Origin of the sequence: Neobacillus jeddahensis (assembly GCF_000612625.1) — a bacterium.
Classification (GTDB): domain Bacteria; phylum Bacillota; class Bacilli; order Bacillales; family Cytobacillaceae; genus Neobacillus; species Neobacillus jeddahensis.
Genome location: NZ_CCAS010000072.1, coordinates 1 through 19796, shown reverse-complemented (window position 1 = coordinate 19796; position 19796 = coordinate 1). Strand labels below are relative to the sequence as shown.

The 19796-nt window shown below is 40.4% G+C and carries 15 protein-coding genes; 13 read left to right on the top strand and 2 right to left on the bottom strand.

The genetic code is table 11. From position 1 onward, the window contains the following. The first annotated feature begins 203 nt into the window (after window positions 1–203). The 10 genes from TY15_RS20445 (at window position 204) to TY15_RS20400 (ending at window position 10942) form a co-directional block, all read left to right on the top strand. Window positions 204–1703: a nitrate/nitrite transporter gene (locus tag TY15_RS20445; protein WP_040204598.1), complete on the top strand. Its 1500-nt coding sequence runs from the start codon at window positions 204–206 to the stop codon at window positions 1701–1703. A 102-nt stretch (window positions 1704–1805) separates the two neighbouring features. Beyond that, the gene (locus TY15_RS20440; RefSeq protein ID WP_042375394.1) at window positions 1806–2270 is read left to right on the top strand and encodes a hemerythrin domain-containing protein; all 465 of its coding nucleotides are present in this window, start codon (window positions 1806–1808) and stop codon (window positions 2268–2270) included. Further along, window positions 2263–2559 carry a hypothetical protein gene (locus TY15_RS20435; protein WP_392391448.1) on the top strand — a complete coding sequence of 99 codons (297 nt, stop codon included), beginning with the start codon at window positions 2263–2265 and terminating at the stop codon, window positions 2557–2559. The genes TY15_RS20440 and TY15_RS20435 overlap by 8 nt, the downstream gene beginning before the upstream one ends. Window positions 2560–2574: 15 nt before the next feature. Further along, window positions 2575–2865, top strand: coding sequence for a hypothetical protein (locus TY15_RS20430; RefSeq protein ID WP_040204600.1), 291 nt, complete (start codon window positions 2575–2577; stop codon window positions 2863–2865). After that, the gene (locus TY15_RS20425; RefSeq protein ID WP_040204601.1) at window positions 2852–6517 is read left to right on the top strand and encodes a nitrate reductase subunit alpha; all 3666 of its coding nucleotides are present in this window, start codon (window positions 2852–2854) and stop codon (window positions 6515–6517) included. Before TY15_RS20430 ends, TY15_RS20425 begins: the two co-directional genes overlap by 14 nt. Next, a complete protein-coding gene (gene narH / locus TY15_RS20420) occupies window positions 6507–8009 on the top strand; it encodes a nitrate reductase subunit beta (RefSeq protein WP_040204602.1) in 1503 nt (500 codons plus the stop codon). Before TY15_RS20425 ends, narH begins: the two co-directional genes overlap by 11 nt. Beyond that, the gene (narJ, locus tag TY15_RS20415) at window positions 8006–8608 is read left to right on the top strand and encodes a nitrate reductase molybdenum cofactor assembly chaperone (protein ID WP_040204603.1); all 603 of its coding nucleotides are present in this window, start codon (window positions 8006–8008) and stop codon (window positions 8606–8608) included. Before narH ends, narJ begins: the two co-directional genes overlap by 4 nt. A gap of 13 nt (window positions 8609–8621) precedes the next feature. Next, window positions 8622–9317 (top strand): respiratory nitrate reductase subunit gamma, encoded by a 696-nt coding sequence (gene narI / locus TY15_RS20410; protein WP_040204604.1) that lies wholly within the window; start codon window positions 8622–8624, stop codon window positions 9315–9317. A 57-nt stretch (window positions 9318–9374) separates the two neighbouring features. After that, window positions 9375–9872 carry a CBO0543 family protein gene (locus tag TY15_RS20405; RefSeq protein ID WP_244440971.1) on the top strand — a complete coding sequence of 166 codons (498 nt, stop codon included), beginning with the start codon at window positions 9375–9377 and terminating at the stop codon, window positions 9870–9872. Between the two features lie 143 nt (window positions 9873–10015). Further along, window positions 10016–10942, top strand: a complete 927-nt coding sequence (locus TY15_RS20400) for an aldo/keto reductase (RefSeq protein ID WP_040204606.1) — start codon at window positions 10016–10018, stop codon at window positions 10940–10942. Window positions 10943–11062: 120 nt separating this feature from the next. Here the strand turns inward: TY15_RS20400 and TY15_RS20395 are convergent, their stop codons facing one another. Next, the gene (locus tag TY15_RS20395; protein WP_040204607.1) at window positions 11063–11947 is read right to left on the bottom strand and encodes a LysR family transcriptional regulator; all 885 of its coding nucleotides are present in this window, start codon (window positions 11945–11947) and stop codon (window positions 11063–11065) included. A gap of 170 nt (window positions 11948–12117) precedes the next feature. Here TY15_RS20395 and TY15_RS20390 point away from each other — a divergent pair, with 170 nt between their 5' ends. Continuing rightward, window positions 12118–15009, top strand: a complete 2892-nt coding sequence (locus TY15_RS20390; RefSeq protein ID WP_040204608.1) for a 2-oxoglutarate dehydrogenase E1 component — start codon at window positions 12118–12120, stop codon at window positions 15007–15009. 85 nt (window positions 15010–15094) lie between these two features. Continuing rightward, complete coding sequence (gene odhB, locus TY15_RS20385; RefSeq protein ID WP_040204610.1) at window positions 15095–16345, top strand: 2-oxoglutarate dehydrogenase complex dihydrolipoyllysine-residue succinyltransferase; 1251 nt, start codon at window positions 15095–15097, stop codon at window positions 16343–16345. Between the two features lie 67 nt (window positions 16346–16412). Here the strand turns inward: odhB and TY15_RS20380 are convergent, their stop codons facing one another. Continuing rightward, window positions 16413–17771: a hemolysin family protein gene (locus TY15_RS20380; RefSeq protein WP_040204611.1), complete on the bottom strand. Its 1359-nt coding sequence runs from the start codon at window positions 17769–17771 to the stop codon at window positions 16413–16415. A gap of 273 nt (window positions 17772–18044) precedes the next feature. On the opposite strand from TY15_RS20380, the gene TY15_RS20375 reads away from it, so the two are divergent. Continuing rightward, window positions 18045–19727 carry an ABC1 kinase family protein gene (locus tag TY15_RS20375; protein ID WP_040204612.1) on the top strand — a complete coding sequence of 561 codons (1683 nt, stop codon included), beginning with the start codon at window positions 18045–18047 and terminating at the stop codon, window positions 19725–19727. Window positions 19728–19796: the final 69 nt, after the last annotated feature.

The window sequence follows — 19796 nt, the reverse complement described above, 5'->3', positions numbered from 1 at the left end:
ACCTGTTTCATAGGTAACCTTCGTTTGATTCCAATCCTCTTAGTTCGAAAATCTATATCATTCCATGTTAATCCTAAAAAGTAATAATAAATAATTCACCAGGAAAACATACTTATTAAGAGATGTTTGACATATGGCAGAATAAGTTTTTAGTATGAATAAATTTGAATTTATTTTTACTATAAAAGGAGAGGAAAGTGCAAATGCATGCTCAGAAATGGCAATTAACTCTTCAAACATTAAGCCTTGTAGTTGGGTTTATGTGCTGGGTTATAATTTCATCCATAATGGCAAAAATTAAAATAGATATACCACTTTCTGCTAATCAGGTGGCTTTGGTGACAGCTATTCCTGTTATTTTAGGGTCTATTTTACGAATCTTTTTGGGGTACTGGACGAACCGTTTTGGTGCGAGAAGCATGTTTTTTATTAGCTTTCTCATTTTAATTTTTCCAGTCGTTTATTTAAGTATGGCAGATTCCTTTTTGGATTTAATCATTGGTGGTTTGGTGCTGGGAATGGGTGGGGCGGTCTTTTCCATCGGTGTTACGTCATTGCCAAAATATTATCCAAAGGAACGACATGGGTTTGTTAATGGTATTTATGGTGCGGGTAATATTGGAACAGCCGTTACTTCCTTTAGCGCGCCGGTACTGGCGAATGCAATGGGGTGGCAAAATACGATCCGATTGTTCTTAATACCTATTATTTTGTTTGCGATATTAAACTTTTTGTTTGGTGATCGGAAAGAACAAAAGGTTCATAATCCCCTTACAGGGCAAATCAAAAGTGTCTATAAAAATGAAAAGCTTTGGTTTTTAAGCCTGTTCTATTTTATTACATTTGGTTCATTTGTTGCTTTTACGGTGTACCTTCCTAATTTCTTAGTAACCAATTTTAAATTAACAGCGGTTGATGCGGGGCTGCGAACGGCTGGTTTTATTACACTTGCAACCATTCTGCGCCCAATAGGCGGCTGGTTAGGGGATAAATATAATCCCTTTGGAATTTTATTCATTGTCTTTGCAGGATTAACGGTGTCAGGAATTCTACTTTCTTTTTCCCCAACGATTGCCCTTTATACCATTGGGTGCTTAGCTGTTGCCATTTGTGCAGGGATTGGAAATGGTACGATCTTTAAGCTTGTACCATACTATTTTTCGAAACAGGCAGGTATTGCAAATGGTATTGTATCAGCAATCGGCGGATTAGGAGGATTTTTTCCTCCGTTAGTTCTCTCACTGGTATTTGGAATCACAGGACAATATGCCATCGGTTTTATGTCACTTGCGATGTTTTCACTTGCAAGCTTTGTTATTGTCGTGTGGATGTATTATCTTGAAAAATTAAACATGGAAACCAAGATTTTAGAGAACGTTGGTCAAAGTATGATGGTAACGAATACGCATGGAGTCATTGAGAAAGTAAATCATGCTTTCACTAAGGTTACAGGCTACCAGGCAGAAGAAGCAGTAGGAAAGAACCCGAGTCTTTTACAATCCGGAAAACATGATTCAAATTTTTATCAAAAAATGTGGGATTCCATCCGCGCCCAAGGTTATTGGCAAGGGGAAATTTGGAATAAACGAAAAAATGGCGAAACCTACTTAGAATGGCTAACGATAAGTGAAGTAAAAAATGACACAGGGGAAGTAAAATATTATATTGGTTTATTTAGTGATATAAGTGAGCGAAAGAGCTGAGGGGTAAAACTTCAGCTCTTTTTTCTATTTCTGAGGGTATAGTGGGGACGTGGTTGGAAAAACTTACTAATAATAAAAACAGAAATGAAAGGATGAAACTCATTGTCAGGACCTAGTTTACGAAAGCAGGATGCCCATACAGCCATTCATGATTCCGCATTAAATGAGGCGAAAGAATTACGGTTTATTTTACACAAATGCCTAACAGAAGGTCAAAGAGAGAAAGCACTAAAGGTAGCAGAGGTAACGATTGAGCATTGGGAATCAAGAACCTTACAACATGCCAGTTCTGAAGAAGAAGGATTATATCAGGAAATGGTGCAAGAGCATCCGCAATTACATCCCATTGTCCTCCAACTCATTCGTGACCACGATCTAATGCGCAGAATAGTGGAACAAATGAAGAACCTGCTGATAAACGATCATATTGATGAAAGAATGATCTCCTTACTCGATTCCTTAATTATTGTCGATTCCATCCATAATGAAGATGAAATGAATAAACTGCTGTCATTTAACGAAGACTATACTTTGGAAATAATGGAAAAAGGTGAAGATATTGCTTGAAGAAAGACTATTACGTTATGTAGTACCAGCGCTATACAACCGAATGGTAGAGATCTTTGCAGTCTATCATATTCATCCCTATGATGTTCAAGCAACGGCTGTTAAAAATGAAGATGGCTATGATATTTCATTAAGGTACGCGGCTGATTTTTCGCAATCATCAATAAAACATTTCAGTGCTGAACAGGTGAAAAATCTAGATGAAGAAGTGACTTGTTTTTTTCAGCAAGCTGCAGAAACATGTAAATCCTTCCTCATCGCAGATTACTATAAAATGATGAAGCCATAAAGGAGCTGATAGTGTTTGTTCTCATTTGAATCAGATGCACTACTTGTCAATGATAGAGAAGATTTAATCGCAATACTTCAGATGAGGTTTGGATCGATTCCTGGTGAAATGATCGAGGATATATATTCCATTGAGGATATGAATTCATTACAACGCCTAATCTTATCAGCAGCCAATGCCGCCAATTGGAACGTTTTTCTAGAAGAATTTCATTCAGGGGAAACTTCGTATCGCTTATTGGGAGAAAATTTTAACCCCTTAAGGGATCTAATGGAAGGAAGAGTTGAATTGAATGGAACAGAATAAAAATAACTTGCTGCATTCCCTTAAACATCTCGTCCGTGGAGAGCGCATTAATGATGGCTGGACAGAAGAAAGTCCGCGCCCGCGTGACTGGGAATCGAGCTATCGAAACCGATGGGGACATGATAAAGTAGTCCGTTCTACACATGGAGTGAATTGCACGGGCTCTTGTAGTTGGAAAATTCATGTGAAAGATGGCATTATCACGTGGGAAACGCAGCAAACCGATTATCCTTCTACGGGGGATGACTTTCCAGAATATGAGCCAAGAGGATGTCCACGTGGGGCCAGTTTTTCCTGGTATACTTACAGCCCAACCCGTGTGAAATATCCCTATGTTCGCGGCGATCTTTATGCGTTATGGAAAGAGGAACTTGCCAAAGTAGATAATCCTGTCCAAGCATGGGAGAATATCGTGACCACCCCAGAAAAACGTGAACGTTATGTGAAAGCAAGAGGAAAAGGCGGCTTTGTCCGAGGTACCTGGAAAGATATTTGTGAAATGATTGCAGCGGCAAGCATTTATACGATTAAAAAATATGGTCCTGACCGAGTTGTCGGATTTAGCCCTATACCCGCTATGTCAATGGTGAGTTACTCTGGTGGAACCAGGTTTTTGTCTTTAATCGGCGGAACGATTTTAAGCTTTTACGATTGGTATGCGGACCTGCCGCCTGCCTCTCCTCAAGTTTGGGGCGACCAAACGGATGTCCCTGAAAGTGGTGATTGGTACAACACGAAATACTTTATTATATGGGGAACGAACATTCCGCAGACCAGAACCCCCGATGCCCATTTTATGGTCGAGGCAAGATATAACGGAACCAAAGTCGTTGGTGTAAGCCCGGATTACGCTGAGTATGAAAAGTTTGCCGATATGTGGCTGCCCGCTAAAGCAGGAACAGACGGAGCGCTGGCAATGGCCATGACCCATGTGATTTTAAAAGAATTTTATGTCGATAAAGAAACACCTTATTTCCTCGAGTATGCCAAACAATATACAGACTTGCCTTTTTTAATCACACTGAGTAAAAAAGATGCTAACTTTCGTTCGGATCGGTTCCTCCGTGCCTCTGACCTTTCCGAACAAACGGAACTGGGCGAATGGAAAACCGTTGTTTGGGATGAAACTTCCGATGATTTTGCGATTCCAAATGGCAGTGAAGGATTCCGTTGGGATAATGGAAAAGAGTGGAATCTTGATTTATATCAAATCAATCCAAAAATGAGTTTTTTAGATGATTCGGACGACACAGTCGAGGTTGATTTTCCATATTTCGGAGAAAAAGATGGCGGAATAATCAAACGGGAAGTTCCAGTAAAAAAAATAAAAGATAAATCAGGTCAGGAATTAATTATTACCACTGTCTATGATTTAATGCTCGCACATACCGGAATTAGCAGAGGTTTAAAAGGTGATTATCCAACCGATTATCATGATGAAAATAGCCCCTATACACCGGCGTGGCAGGAAAGTATCACGGGAGTGAACAGAGCTCATGTGATTCAAGTGGCAAGGGAATTTGCCGAAAATGCGGCCCTTACAAAAGGAAAATCGATGATTGCAATGGGGGGTGGAACGAACCATTGGTACCATAGTGATCAAATTTACCGCTCTATTTTAAATCTAGTTTTATTAACGGGTTCACAAGGAGTCAATGGCGGAGGCTGGGCCCATTATGTCGGTCAGGAAAAAGTCCGACCGCTTGAAGGGTTTCAACAAATTGCCTTTGCCAATGATTGGGTGAAGTCGCCAAGATTGATGAATGGTACTTCGTTTTTCTATTTTGCAACGGAGCAATTCCGTTATGAATATGAAAAAAGAGAAGAAGAAACCGAATGGGGCAGTCAATATTCTAATATGCACCCGGCAGACTTTAATGCTCTCTCGGCCCGATTAGGATGGCTGCCAAGTTTCCCACAGCTGTCGCAAAATTCCTTAGATGTGGTGCAAGAGGCAAGAGTACGGAATAAAGATGACCAAGCGGTAATCAAAGATATTAGCAAACAACTGGTCGAAGGGAGGCTGGATTTTGCGATTGAAAATCCGAATGATCCTCGCAACTTCCCACGCGTCTTTTTCAATTGGCGCTCGAATCTTTTAGGGGATAGCGGCAAAGGACATGAGTATTTTGTCAAACATTTAATAGGGTCACAGGATTCTGTGTTAGGAGATCCCGAGAATTCTTGGCAGCCTGAGCATGTCAATCTTTCAGAAAAGCCGCCGGAAGGAAAAACAGATCTGTTTGTCAGCATGGATTTCAGGATGACTAGTTCAGGCCTTTTCTCCGATATTATTTTGCCAGCAGCGACCTGGTATGAAAAACACGATATCAGCAGTACTGATTTACATCCATTTGTTCATCCATTCAATGCAGCAATCTCTCCTCCGTGGGAGACGAGAAGTGACTGGGATGCTTTCAGGGAAATTGCGAAAAGTTTTTCGGAACTGGCGAAAAAATATCTTCCTGCACAAGAGGACCTTGTGTTATCGCCATTGGCGCATGACACGATTAATGAAATTGCGCAGCCATTTGGAAAAGTGAAAGACTGGCTTAAAGGTGAAGTGGAGGCAATTCCCGGGAAAACACTGCCAAACTTCAATTTCGTCAAACGAGATTACCCAAATGTCTACGATATGTGGATTACGGTTGGACCGAATATCAAGAATGGCTATGGAACAAAAGGGGTGAAAATCCCTGGCGACAAAGTGTATAAAGAATTACTCGATCGGCTAGGACCGTCTAAACACGTTGGCATTGGAAAAGGGTATCCTGACCTTTACTCTGATAAAAAAGCCATTAACGCAATTCTGTTAATGTCGGGAGCCACCAATGGAAAAAGAGCGGTTGAAGGCTGGAAGTCGATGGAAGAGAAAACGGGTAAAAAGCTCTCGCATGTCTCTGAAGGGCGCGAAGAAGAGGATTATACATTAGATGCTTTAACCATCCAACCAAGACCAGCAATCTCTACTCCCGTTTGGAGTGGAATGGAGAATGATAATCGCCGTTACTCTCCATTTACGGTGAATAAGGAATTTAATATTCCCTGGCATACGTTAACGGGAAGACAAAGCTTTTATCTCGATCATGAAGTCATGCTTGATTTTGGTGAAGGTCTTCCATTATACATCCCTCCGATTACAAGAGGGGCGTTTGTCAAAGGTGAAAAAGAAGTCGAAAACAACGGAAAATCCATTACGCTTAGGTATATGACGCCTCACCAAAAGTGGGGAATTCATACGATGTTTACCGATACCAATAATATGGCGCAGTTGTTCCGCGGCTGGCAAGTGGTCTGGATGAATGAAGAAGATGCGGCTTCCATCGGCATTAAGGACAATGATTGGATTGAAATGTATAACCGAAACGGAGTTGTCGTCGCAAGAGCTGTTTTAACCTACCGGATGCCAAGAGGGGCCGTTTATATGTACCATGCCCAAGACCGTCACATGGGTGTACCAGGAAATACAATCAACAAAGTTCGTGGTGGAACGCATAATAGTGTCACCAGGATCTATCCAAAAGCAACTCATATGATTGGCGGGTATTCGCAACTAAGCTATGGATTTAATTATTATGGACCAACAGGAAGTCAGAGGGACACGATGACGATTATCCGGCCGTTAAAGGAGGTCGATTGGCTTGAGGATTAAAGCACAAGTGGCGATGGTCATGCACCTAGATAAGTGTATTGGCTGCCACACTTGCTCTGTCACCTGTAAAAATGTTTGGACGAACCGTCCGGGAACGGAATATGTATGGTTCAACAATGTTGAAACCAGACCTGGTGTAGGTTATCCAAGAGAATGGGAGAATACCGACCGCTATAAAGGAGGTTGGGTTCTCCGAAATGGGAAATTGCATTTACGAGCCGGCGGACCTCTCTCGAAGTTGGCGAATATTTTTTACAATCCCAACATGGCGGACTTGAATGAATTTTATGAACCGTGGACGTATGATTTTCAGCATTTGCATAAACGAGACAAAGGGGAAAGCATTCCTGTAGCGCGTCCACGCTCCATGATTACAGGGAACTTTATCGACAAACCTGAATGGGGACCCAATTGGGATGACGATTTAGCCGGTGGAAGTGAATCGGTTCCGAATGACCCGAATGTTCGCAAGCTTCAAGAGCATGTCAAAACTGAATACGAAAAAACGTTTATGATGTATTTGCCGAGAATCTGTGAGCATTGTTTGAATCCATCCTGTGTCGCATCTTGCCCATCAGGTGCTTTATATAAGCGAGACGAAGATGGAATTGTCCTTGTCGACCAAGATGCCTGCCGCGGCTGGCGCTTTTGTACAAACGGTTGTCCTTATCATAAGGTCTACTATAATTGGAATACCCATAAAGCGGAAAAATGTAATTTCTGTTATCCGCGTACGGAAGCGGGCTTGCCAACGATTTGTTCCGAAACTTGTGTCGGCAGGATTCGCTATATCGGGGTTGTTTTATATGATGCCGATAAAGTCAAAGCAGCTGCATCGGTGGAAGACCCGAAAGATTTGTATGAATCACAGCTTTCTGTTTTTCTAGATCCATTCGATCCAGAGATCATTGAAAAAGCTCAGGAACAAGGGATCAATAGTAGCTGGATCCAAAGCGCCCAAGAATCCCCAGTCTATAAAATGGCGATCAAGTGGAAAATTGCGCTGCCGCTGCATCCCGAGTACCGGACCTTGCCGATGGTATGGTATGTACCACCACTCAGTCCGATTATGAATCACATCACAAATGAACAAGAATTAAGCGCGGAAGGCTATATTCCTGCTGTCGATCAAATGAGAATTCCGATGGAATATCTAGCTTCACTATTAACCGCAGATGATACTACTGTCATCAGGAAGGTTTTATTAAAAATGGCCGCGATGAGAGTATATATGCGCTCAAAAACTGTCGGCGGTGTGGATGCCCAAAAAATGACCAAATTAATGGATGAAGCAAGTACCACTGGTGAAGAACTAGAAGAAATGGCTCGGCTGCTTGCGGTGGCCAAATACAATGAACGGTTTGTGATTCCAACCGGTCGTCGTGAAATGAATGATGATTTATATTACAAACAAGGGACTTGCAGCATCGAAGATTTAGCGCCACCTGAAGGAATGACTACCTACCCATTTGAAAGAAGTGAGCATGCATGACGAAGGAAAAAAAGGCAATTCTAGCGATCATGTCCCGATATTTGGATTATCCAGATGAATCCTTCTATGAAGAAAGAGACATGATGTCTTCTTTTATTCAGGAAAATATTTGTTCAGAAGACATCAAACAGGCTGTTTTAGCGAGAATCCATCCCCTTTACCAGCAGCCGTTAAAGGATTTGCAAGAATTATACGTGAATACCTTTGATTACAAGGATCAAGCCAACCTGTACTTAACGGCGCATGAGTTAGGAGATAGTAAGAAACGGGGTTTTGCTCTGATTCAATTGCAAAAACTTATTTCTGAAGCAGGTTTTGAAACAATAGGGAATGATTTGGCGGACTACATCCCGATGTTGTTAGAATTTCTGGCGGTTGTACAGGAAGATGAAAATTACGACAAGCTCTCCCAGAGGCTAGCTTTCGCCATTCATCGGATTCTTAACCAGCTCCTCGATGAAAATCCGTACAAAAAGGCGATAGAAATATTAATGATGTTTGTATTTGAGACTCCAAATATGGAAGAAATGACTGCATTAGAAATACTTCGGGAACAAGCAGACTTAGATGAGCTGCCATATCCATTAATGTATCGCTAAAGGAGGGCCAGTGATGGAGGTTTTATTTTGGTGGACGATTTTTCCTTATATATGCGGAACAATCCTGATCGTAGCAACCTTTTATCGCTTTGTTTATCGAGGAAAAAGTTGGACAGCTCCTTCAACGGAAATTTTTGAAAAAAAATGGCTGCGAGTGGCCTCGGTTGTCTTTCATTATGGGATAATCTTTGCATTTGTTGGACACGTCATGGGAGTATTAATTCCTATTGAGGTTTATAACGCACTGGGAGTAGAAGATGAGGTATACCATTTCTTTGCGATTGCCGGAGGAGGCGTGGCGGGGTTAATGGTGGTGATAGGACTAATTTTGATGTTGATTCGGAAATTTTTATTTCCTCGCGTACGCGTCCATACAACAGGTGGTGCCTATTTTACGATAATTTGGCTACTTTTAGTGGCCGGTTTAGGAACCTATATGACCCTCATTTACAATACAACCGTGGGAGAATATGAATATCGTTTATCAATCGCTCCATGGTTTAGAAGTTTGTTTACTTTTCAACCCAAATCAGAATTAATGTTGGGCGTACCTAGACTTTTTAAGGTTCATGTCATTTGTTCATTTATTTTATTTGCTGCCATTCCTTTTACTAAACTGGTTCATATGTTTAGTTTTCCATTACGGTACCCAGTACGCGCTCCACAACAGTTTAGGTCAAGAAATGGATACAATAAAAATAATCGATAAGGGATGAAAAAAGAAAACACTTTGTAAAGTACTTGAAGGGGAGTGTGTGGTTTGCATGTGGCTATTGCAGTTCTAACCATCATAGCTTCTTTAAAATGGGGGAATTGGAGAAACTGGAGAGAATTCCATGCGAGTATGTTATTTATTTCTGTGGGTGGACTGCTTTATGAATATATTGTAAAGGAGAATTCCTTGTGGAAGTTTCATCCTGACCTTCTATATGGTCATGATATGGCGGTGATCGTGTATGCGCTATGTACCATGCCAATTAGTATCCTGATCTTTCTGACACATTTCCCTAAGGAATGGCTCAGACGGTTTATTTATATTTTGATTTGGTCTGTGATATATATATCCGTAGAGTGGCTGTTATTAAAATTCGAAAGAATCTCCTACCAGAACGGCTGGGGATTTTTGTATTCTTTTTTGTTTGATATTGTCATGTTCTCGGTAATAGCGCTGCATCATTTTAAGCCTATCCTCGCCTATCTTTTATCCATTCTTATCACTATTTTTATGATTTCATATTTTCAAGTTCCTTTTAAATGGAGCTAAAGAAGACAAGTGGGGGTACTCAGCCAGTATCTTATAGGAAACCTATAAGATAAAAATGGTCATAAAACGGGCAGCTAAAAAGCTTTGGCATCTTTTCCAGAATCGGTATAATGGAATGTAGTAAGGAAAAGGGAGTGGACAAGATGAAATACGTCAATATCGCTAACACTGATTTACAAGTTTCCAATATGATTATGGGGAATATGCGGTTAACACAGCTTACTGTTTCAGAGGCCGAAAAGCTAATACGAGCAGCTATGGACATGGGGATTAATTTTTTTGACCACGCTGATATTTATGGCAAAGGAAAATGCGAAGAACTTTTTTCAGAAGCGATTCAAATGACTCCAGCTGTCCGTGAAAAAATGGTTTTGCAAAGTAAGTGTGGTATTCGATCTCCAGAAGGATATTTTGATTTTTCAAGGGAGCATATCGTTACATCAGTCGATCGTATTCTAAATCGCTTAAAAACAGATTATCTTGATATTTTACTGCTTCATCGTCCGGATACATTAATGGAACCTGAAGAGGTAGCAGAGGCGTTTGATGAGCTTCACAAAAGTGGGAAGGTAAAGTATTTTGGCGTCTCAAACCATAATCCGACTCAAATTGAATTGTTACAGAAGTACATACCGCATAAATTAGTGGTGAATCAGCTTCAGTTCAGCATTGCCCACACCCCAATGATTGACTCAGGTATTACGCTAAATATGAAGCATGACCAAGCGATTAACCGAGACAGCAGCATTTTGGAATATTGTCGTCTTCATGATATCACTATCCAAGCCTGGTCTCCTTTCCAACATGGCTTTTTTGATGGAGTCTTTTTGGGAGATAGTGAACGCTATCCAGAATTAAACAAAGTGATCGATACCCTTGCAGAAAAATATGGGGTAACCAATACAGGGATTGCCGTTGCTTGGATTACACGCCATCCTGCCAATATTCAAGTAGTACTTGGAACCACAAATATTGAGAGAATGAAAGATGCATGTAATGGTGCAGAAATTACGTTAACAAGAGAAGAATGGTATCAAATCTATAAAGCTGCTGGAAATATCGTACCTTAAATCTTTTTTTTATAATTTGAGATTGACCAGTAAGGTGGATGAAGGAAATAGCCGAGATCGTCATTTATGGCTTTTTCCTCATTCGCCATCCTCTCCTATGCTAGTAATGCGTAGCCACGATCAATCATCTTTCCAATTTATGTTTTCGATAAAATGTACGAATGCCTTAACAACATTCCATTCTAGAGATTCCTTATGGTAGTACATCCACGTTCTTCGCAAAATTGGATTTCCCTCTTGATCATTTAAAGGGATTTTGTATAAGTCCTCTACCCCGTTGAGTACCCTGCTAGACAAAATTCCATAGCCTAAACCGTTTATAACCATTTCCTTACAAGGGTCTACTTGATCCACTTCTATACTTATAAAGGGGGATTCTGCATAATTTTCAGCCCACCAGTGATCAATGACTGATTTTAATAAGTAATCCCCTCTATATTCGATTCTTGGAAGTCGAGGGAGATCCTTAATATCAAACTCATTTTTTGATGCAATGCAGATGGTTTCCTCGAATAATTGATGTTTCGATAATCCCCGCCAGCCATAATCTCCGCGCACAAAGCTGATATGAACGTCCTTATTGTGAATAAGTTGAGTGACGTCTCTGCTCCATCCTGTTGTGACTTTGAATTCAACATGTGGATATTGCATTTTAAATAGTTTTAAAACATAGGGAAGTTCATAATTCGCGAAAAAATTCGATACACCCAATTTCAACGTACCTACCACTTCATCACTTTCGTTATTGCTCATATTTTGGACATTTTCTTTTATCTTTTCATAATGAGCAAGAGCCTCTTCAGCACAATGAACAAGATATTCTCCTTGTGGGGTAAAATGCACTCCCCTGCTTTCCCGGGTTACAATTTTAACCCCTAGTTCTTCCTGCAAATGCTTTAATCGAGTCGTTAATGCAGGTTGAGTAAGAAATAAGAGACGAGCTGTTTTTGTTAGATTTTTTTGTTGATAAAGTATCTTTAGAATTTCCCAATCACGGTAATCCATTGTACCACCCATCTATCTGATATAAATATTTTTTATAGGTAAATATAATTTTTTAGCATTTTATTTATTTCAATTATTGCATTATGCTTAACCTAAGGCAAATAATTATAACATCTCTAACTAATCCGAAACCAAACATATGAAGTAACACATCAATGGGGGAATTGTGAATGGGAGTACAGAAGAACCAACAAAATCCATGGGGAAAATTAAATGGTCCAAATCTAGGTTATGTAATCGAACAATATGAGCGGTATACGAACGGTGAAAACACCATAGATCCTAAATTAAAAGAGCTATTTATTAAATGGGGCTCACCTTTGTCTTTTGAGTCAAGTCATCCCGAAGAACCCCTTAATAAAGAGTCTATCAATCTTAATAATACGACTAATATACAGAAAGTACTGAAAGTAGTAAAACTGCTTGAAGACATTCGTTCCACTGGCCATTTAGTGGCAAACATGAACCCAATAGAGGTGAATCTCCAAAAACAAGAATTTTTTGATCATGAAAAATACGGAGTAAGTCAGCAAGACTTGAAAGCGATTCCATCAAAACTTGTTTGGGAGCAGGCACCAGAAGGCATTCAAACTGCATGGGATACTATCAACCATTTAAAGAGTATTTATACCTCGACACTAGCCTATGAATTTAACCATCTGCAGCATCTGGATGAACGAGCATGGTTAACTCAAATGGTGGAGACGGGTGCCTTACAGCGTTCCCTGTCTAAAGAAGAACAAACGAACTTGTTACAGTCCTTGACAGAGGTTGAAGGATTTGAACAATTTTTGCATAAAACCTTTGTTGGTCAAAAGAGATTTTCCATTGAAGGCGTTGACATACTTGTACCGATGCTGAATGAAGTGGTGCACGAAGGTGTCGGGAATGGAGCTCGTAATGTCGTGATTGGAATGGCGCATCGTGGCCGTTTAAGTGTCCTTGCGCACGTGTTAAAAAAACCCTATAGCAAGATGTTCTCTGAATTTCAGCATTCTTCTGCCAGACAACAGGGTCCGTCAGAAGATTTAGTCGACATTAGTGAGGGCTGGACGGGTGATGTGAAATACCATTTAGGCCGCAATCGATTCATGGAAGGTCCCGGGAACGTTCGTGCACGGGTTACGTTAGCCAATAATCCGAGTCATCTTGAATTTGTCGATCCAGTCATCGAAGGTTTTGCAAGAGCTGCCCAAGAAGAACGACAAAAGGCTGGCTACCCGGAGCAAGATGTTAGAAGAGCGATGGCAATTTTGGTTCATGGCGATGCCGCCTTTCCTGGTCAAGGAATTGTCGCGGAGACTTTGAATTTAAGTGGATTAAAAGGCTATCGAACAGGAGGAACCATCCATATTATTGCCAACAACATGGTTGGCTTTACGACAGATAGCCACGACTCTCGTTCGACGAGATATTCGAGTGACTTAGCAAAAGGATTTGAGATTCCAATTGTTCATGTAAATGCGGATGATCCAGAAGCATGTCTGGCAGCTATTCGTCTTGCCTATCAATACCGCGCTCGGTTCCAAAGGGACTTTTTGATTGATTTAGTTGGATACCGGCGATTTGGCCACAATGAAATGGATGATCCAGCAGTCACCCAGCCACAGGTATACAAAAAAATTGTGAACCATCCAACTGTAAGTGCTTTGTATGCCAATCAGTTGCAAGATAGAGGCATTCTTACAAAAGAAGAAGTGGAGCAAATTAATCGCAGCGTGCAAGAAATGTTGCAAGCGGAGTATGAAAAAGTGTCGGAGAAGAAGCAGAGTGAATCTCCTGCAGATGTGAAGGTTCCGATGGTGATCGCCAAAGGAATTCCACCGGTGGAAACAAGCGTGCCACTTGATACCCTTCGTGAATTAAACCAAAATTTGTTGAAATGGCCGGAAGGTTTTCATGTGTATCCAAAATTAAAGCGAATCCTGGAACGCCGTGAAAAGGCATTAGAGGAGAACGGAAAAGTAGAATGGGCGCAAGCTGAAGTGCTGGCATTTGCATCGATGTTAAAAGAAGGTACGCCAATTCGTCTTACTGGCCAAGATTCAGAACGTGGTACATTTGCGCAGCGGCACATTGTGCTGCACGACTCGGAGACAAATGAAACCTATTCACCACTGCACTATCTTCCGCAAGCCCAAGCATCGTTTGCGGTTCATAATAGCCCGCTTTCGGAAGCCGCTGTTGTAGGTTTTGAATATGGTTATAATGTATTTGCTCCTGAAACACTTGTTATGTGGGAAGCGCAATATGGCGACTTTGCCAACACAGCCCAGCCCCTTTATGATCAATTTGTGTCATCTGCCAGAGCAAAATGGGGGCAAAAATCAGGGCTTATCCTCCTGTTACCTCACGGGTATGAAGGCCAAGGTCCAGAGCATTCCAGTGCCCGACCTGAACGTTTTCTACAGTTAGCAGCTGAAAACAATTGGACGGTTGCCAATCTAACAAGTGCGGCCCAATACTTTCATATTTTACGAAGACAAGCATCTATTTTAGGGACAGAGTTTGTTCGACCCTTGGTGATTATGACGCCAAAGAGTCTGCTCCGTCACCCGTTAGTTGCTTCCCCTGGTACTGCTCTATGTGAAGGCCATTTCCAAACAGTTATGGAACAGCCAGAGCTTGGAAAAGAGGCAGATAAGGTAACGCGTTTAGTGCTAACAACAGGAAAGATGGCTATCGATCTAGCTGTAGAAATCGACGCAAACAAAGAAAATCGCAGCCTAGAAGAAATACACATCGTTCGAATCGAACAATTGTATCCATTTCCTAAGGAAAAAATAGAAGCCATTTTAAAGCGTTACCCAAACTTGAAGGAAATCGTATGGGTCCAGGAAGAACCGCAAAATATGGGCGCTTGGCACTATATCGCTCCAACTCTTTTTGATCTAGCTTCCGGCCGCCTAAAAGTTGGTTACATTGGACGTCAGGAGCGTTCAAGTACGGCAGGCGGCGATCCAATCGTTCATAAAAAGGAACAAGAACGCATCACCCAACAGGCTTTGAATTCTAAGAGTCTTGTAGATTTTACAGAAACAAGCAAGAGAGTTAGTTATTAGCTCTCCATCATTACTCGATAAATACTAGAGTTGCATTGTCTAACTAAATCTGAGATTTAACATCATACCTAGGAGGATACGAAGCATGATTGAAATCAAAGTACCAGAACTGGCAGAATCTATTACAGAAGGAACCATTGCACAATGGCTCATTAATATTGGTGATAAAGTAACCAAAGGAGATAGTGTTGTTGAGCTGGAGACTGACAAGGTTAATATAGAATTGAATACCGATTACTCTGGCATAGTAACAAAGGTTTTAAAAGAGCCTGGAGATATTGTTGAAGTAGGCGATGTCATTGCGATTATCGAAGAGAATACGACTGCTGGAGCACCATCGGCTGTTTTGGCAACACCGGAAAAAGCAGCAGAAGTAGAAACAGCTAATCAACAGAGTATCCAACCTGAACCAGAACTTCCGAAAGCCGTAACTCCGATCGCTTCACCAGCGGCAAGAAAATTGGCAAGAGAATTAGGAATCGATCTAACCAAAGTAAGCAGCCGTGATCCACTTGGCAGAATTAGACCAGATGATGTAAAAGCCTATACACCAGCACCTGTGGTAAAAGAAGAACCAAAAGTGGAAAAGCCCAGCTCCAAGTCGGCTGTACAACAAATGGATGAAGAGTTTGATAAACCAGTAGAACGGGTGAAAATGTCACGCCGACGTCAAACCATTGCTAAACGCCTTGTAGAAGTCCAGCAAACAGCGGCGATGTTAACGACATTTAACGAAGTCGATATGTCGGCCGTTATGGATTTACGCACTAAGCGGAAAGAGGCCTTTTTCGAAAAACATGGGATTCGTCTTGGATTCATGTCATTCTTTACAAAAGCCGTGGTCTCAGCTTTAAAGCAATTCCCGCTGTTAAATGCCGAAATTCAAGGCGATGAATTAATTATCAAAAAGTTTTATGATATCGGAATTGCCGTTGCAGCACCAGAGGGGTTAGTTGTACCGGTTGTACGCGGTGCGAACCAGAAAAACTTTGCCGAAATCGAACAAGAGATTAGTAATCTGGGGAAAAAAGCGCGTGATAACTCCCTTACGTTAAATGATTTGCAAGGCGGAACTTTTACGATTACCAACGGCGGTGTATTCGGTTCGTTAATGTCAACGCCGATCTTAAATAGCCCGCAAGTGGGAATTCTCGGTATGCATAAAATCCAAATAAGACCAGTAGCGATTGATCGTGAACGCATGGAAAACCGGCCAATGATGTATATTGCCTTGTCTTACGATCATCGAATTGTGGACGGAAAAGAGGCTGTTAGCTTCCTAGCTACAGTAAAGGAATTGTTAGAAGATCCACATTCGTTATTATTAGAATCCTAAAACCAAAAAGGACGTGAGAGTTCTCTTTTCGAGAAATCTCACGTCCTATTCATATTGGTTGATATTTTTATGAAACCGATTTTTGCTGCATAGTGTTACCTATTTCTGCGATTTTTTGAATATCCAAATATAAAATATGATGTTCTTCCATTTCAGTTATCCTAAAGCAATAGCTATCTATTTCGATGCTGTCACCTTGCATAGCATCAAATTTTTTGGACAGAAACCAACCGCCAATTGTATCTAAATCTTTATTTGAAAAGGTTGTTCCTAAAAGGTCATTAATGGTTTCAATTAAAACCTTACCACTAACAATATAATGTTGATCATTAATTTCACGTACATCAGGTATTTCATCAGCATCAAATTCATCTTGGATATCTCCAACAATTTCCTCCAAAATATCTTCAACGGTTACCATTCCTGAAGTTCCCCCAAACTCATCTAACAAGATGGCCATATGGGTTCTTTCTTTTTGCAATTTAAGCAGCAAACTTTGAATAGGAATGGTTTCAATAACACTGATCACCGGTTTAATAAAAGGGGTGATCGACATATTATCGGTCAAATCATTTTGTCTCTTTGTGGTTAATATATCTTTGATATTTACGATACCAATAATATTATCTTTATCACCGTTAATGACTGGATAGCGAGTATACTTTTGTTCTTTAATAAGAGAGAGGATATCTTCGGGCCGATCATCAACAGAAATACTCACCAGTTCAGTCCGTGGCACCATGATTTCTTTGGCGATTCGATTATTAAAATCAAAAACGTTATTCACATATGTCAATTCTGATTCATTAATTTCCCCACTTTGATAACTTTCGGAAAGGATAATCCTCAATTCTTCCTCGGAATGGGCCAGCTCGTTTTCAGAGGCCGGTTTTAATCCAAATAAGCCTACTAACATTCTTGATGAATGATTTAGTATCCAAATGAAAGGATAAAATATTCTATAAAACCAAATCATAGGCTTAGCAAAAAGAAGTGCAATAGATTCAGCCTTTTGAATGGCAAAGGATTTGGGCGTTAGTTCGCCGACAACTACGTTAATAAATGTTACCAGAACAAAGGCGATAACGATGGAAAGGATTTGGACAATGGATGTATTTAAGTGCAATAACTGAAATACAGGTTGCAACAGTTTTGCGACTGTTGGTTGACCCAACCACCCTAAGCCAAGTGCAGTAACGGTAATTCCGAGCTGACAAGCTGATAAATATTCATCTAAATGCGTTATGACATGTTTGGCAGCCTTTGCCCCTCTTTTTTCTTCTTTTAAAAGTTGATCAATCCGTGTACCTCTTACCTTCACAATCGCAAACTCCACAGCGACAAAAAAACCAGTTAGTGCAATTAAGATCACAACAATGATCATATTCATTATTTCCAAATGTATAGCCCTACCATAGTAAGGCATACACCTCCAGTCTGAATTAATCTACTATTTTAGTAATCTTAAACAGTAAATCATATTTTTAAAAATGAACTACAGTTCAATTATTGCATAAAATGGACCAATTTGTCAATAAAACATGAACTACGGTTCATGTTTTTAGGGGGATAACGTGGAGGGGAAAATGGGAAAACAACTATTTTAAGAACACTTAATTATTCACTTGAAAATCATGGGAGATAGTGAGATTGTTTATTAAACGCTGGCAATTAAAATATAATAATTGGAGTGGAGAATATGCTTAAGAAAAGAATTCGTCATATTCAGCGCTACAAGGATATCGTGTATGCCTTTACCCGATATGGGTTCGGTTATGTGATGAATGAATTAGGATTACTAGAGCTATTATCAATACCCAAAAAGGTATTTTCCGAAGGAAATCAGACCATCCGAAGCAAAACAACAGGAGAGAGAATCAGATTATTTCTCGAGGAGCTGGGTCCTACCTTCATCAAAATGGGGCAAATTGCGAGTACAAGACAAGATGTTATCCCCGTAGAGATTATCAGTGAATTAGTAAAGCTTCAAGATCAAGTTCCGCTCTTTTCATTTGAAGAGGTGAAACAGATTATTGAACAAGAATTTACAGAGCCGATGGAAAATGCTTTTGCTGAATTCAATCAAATTCCTTTAGCAGCAGCCTCTATTGGACAAGTTCATTACGCGGTATTATTAACAGGCGAGCGTGTTGCGGTAAAAATCCAACGTCCAAATATCGATAAGTTGATTGAAACAGATTTGGAGATTTTGCAAGATTTAGCTAGATTGGCGGAGTCTCGTATCGATTGGGCAGAAAGATATCAGCTCCGAGAAATTGTTGATGAGTTAGCCGAGTCCATTCGGCTAGAACTTGATTATGAGAAAGAGGGGCGTAACGCGGATAAAATTTCTAAACAATTTATAAACAACCCGAAAGTATTGATTCCAAGAATTTATTGGGAATACACTACGGCGAAAGTCCTCACGATGGAATATATTGAGGGTATAAAATTAAACGAACCAGAAAAGCTTCAGCAAGAGGGATATAATAGTAAGGCCCTTGCAGAAACGGTGGTAAATGCTATTTTTCATCAAATATTAATAGAGGGATTCTTTCACGGAGATCCCCATCCAGGAAACATTTTAGCCTTACCTGGTGAGGTCATCGCTTTTATGGATTTTGGCATTGTCGGTCGCTTGACGCCGGAAATGAGGAATTATATCACCGCATTTGTCATTGCAATGATGAAGCAGGATAGTGATGAGGTTGTTAGGACATTAATTAACATGGGGTTAGTTCCAGATAGTGTGAATTATGAGAGTTTAAGAGCAGATGTTGATGAACTTCGGGAGAAATACAGTCACCTTCCCTTTAGTGAAATGAGCCTTGGAAAAATGGTTACAGAATTATTCTCTGTCGCGTTTCGCCATAGAATTAGGCTGCCAACGGATTTAACAATATTAGGAAAAACCTTTCTTACTATGGAAGGGGTCATTGAGAACCTTGATCCAGAATTAAGCATTATTAAAATTGCGGAACCGTTTGGCAGACAGATTCTTAAGGAGCGATTCCATCCAAAAAATGTAGCAGGGAAGGTGTGGGGACAGTTTTATGAATATGGGGAAATTTTCAATGATTTGCCGCAAACAGTAAAAGAGATTACGACTATTATGAAGAAAGGTAAAATGAAGTTAGATATTACTACTCCAGAACTAGATTCGTTTGTGAAAAAATTAAATCGCATCAGCAATCGACTCGCGTTTAGCATTGTGTTACTTTCGTTTAGCATTATTATGGTTGGAGTTATTATTGGTGCTTCATTAAACGGACAAACTTCCGTGTTATTAACGAAAATTCCTGTCATCGAGATTGGTTTCGTCGTAGCCACAAGTATGTTCCTATGGCTCTTATATTCTATTTTTAAATCGGGAAGGTTTTAAGAAAAGGGGAAAATAGGAGAAAAAGTTCAGATCAAGAAAGCGAGCAACAGGTAAGTACATGTTGCTCGC

Bases quoted from the DNA above. Each gene is read 5' to 3' on its own strand.
- TY15_RS20425 (WP_040204601.1), top strand. From the start codon at position 2,852: ATGGAACAGAATAAAAATAACTTGCTGCATTCCCTTAAACATCTCGTC.
- TY15_RS20380 (WP_040204611.1), bottom strand. From the start codon at position 17,771: ATGCCTTACTATGGTAGGGCTATACATTTGGAAATAATGAATATGATC.
- TY15_RS20400 (WP_040204606.1), top strand. From the start codon at position 10,016: ATGAAATACGTCAATATCGCTAACACTGATTTACAAGTTTCCAATATG.
- narI (WP_040204604.1), top strand. From the start codon at position 8,622: ATGGAGGTTTTATTTTGGTGGACGATTTTTCCTTATATATGCGGAACA.
- TY15_RS20390 (WP_040204608.1), top strand. From the start codon at position 12,118: ATGGGAGTACAGAAGAACCAACAAAATCCATGGGGAAAATTAAATGGT.
- TY15_RS20445 (WP_040204598.1), top strand. From the start codon at position 204: ATGCATGCTCAGAAATGGCAATTAACTCTTCAAACATTAAGCCTTGTA.
- narJ (WP_040204603.1), top strand. From the start codon at position 8,006: ATGACGAAGGAAAAAAAGGCAATTCTAGCGATCATGTCCCGATATTTG.
- odhB (WP_040204610.1), top strand. From the start codon at position 15,095: ATGATTGAAATCAAAGTACCAGAACTGGCAGAATCTATTACAGAAGGA.
- TY15_RS20395 (WP_040204607.1), bottom strand. From the start codon at position 11,947: ATGGATTACCGTGATTGGGAAATTCTAAAGATACTTTATCAACAAAAA.
- TY15_RS20375 (WP_040204612.1), top strand. From the start codon at position 18,045: ATGCTTAAGAAAAGAATTCGTCATATTCAGCGCTACAAGGATATCGTG.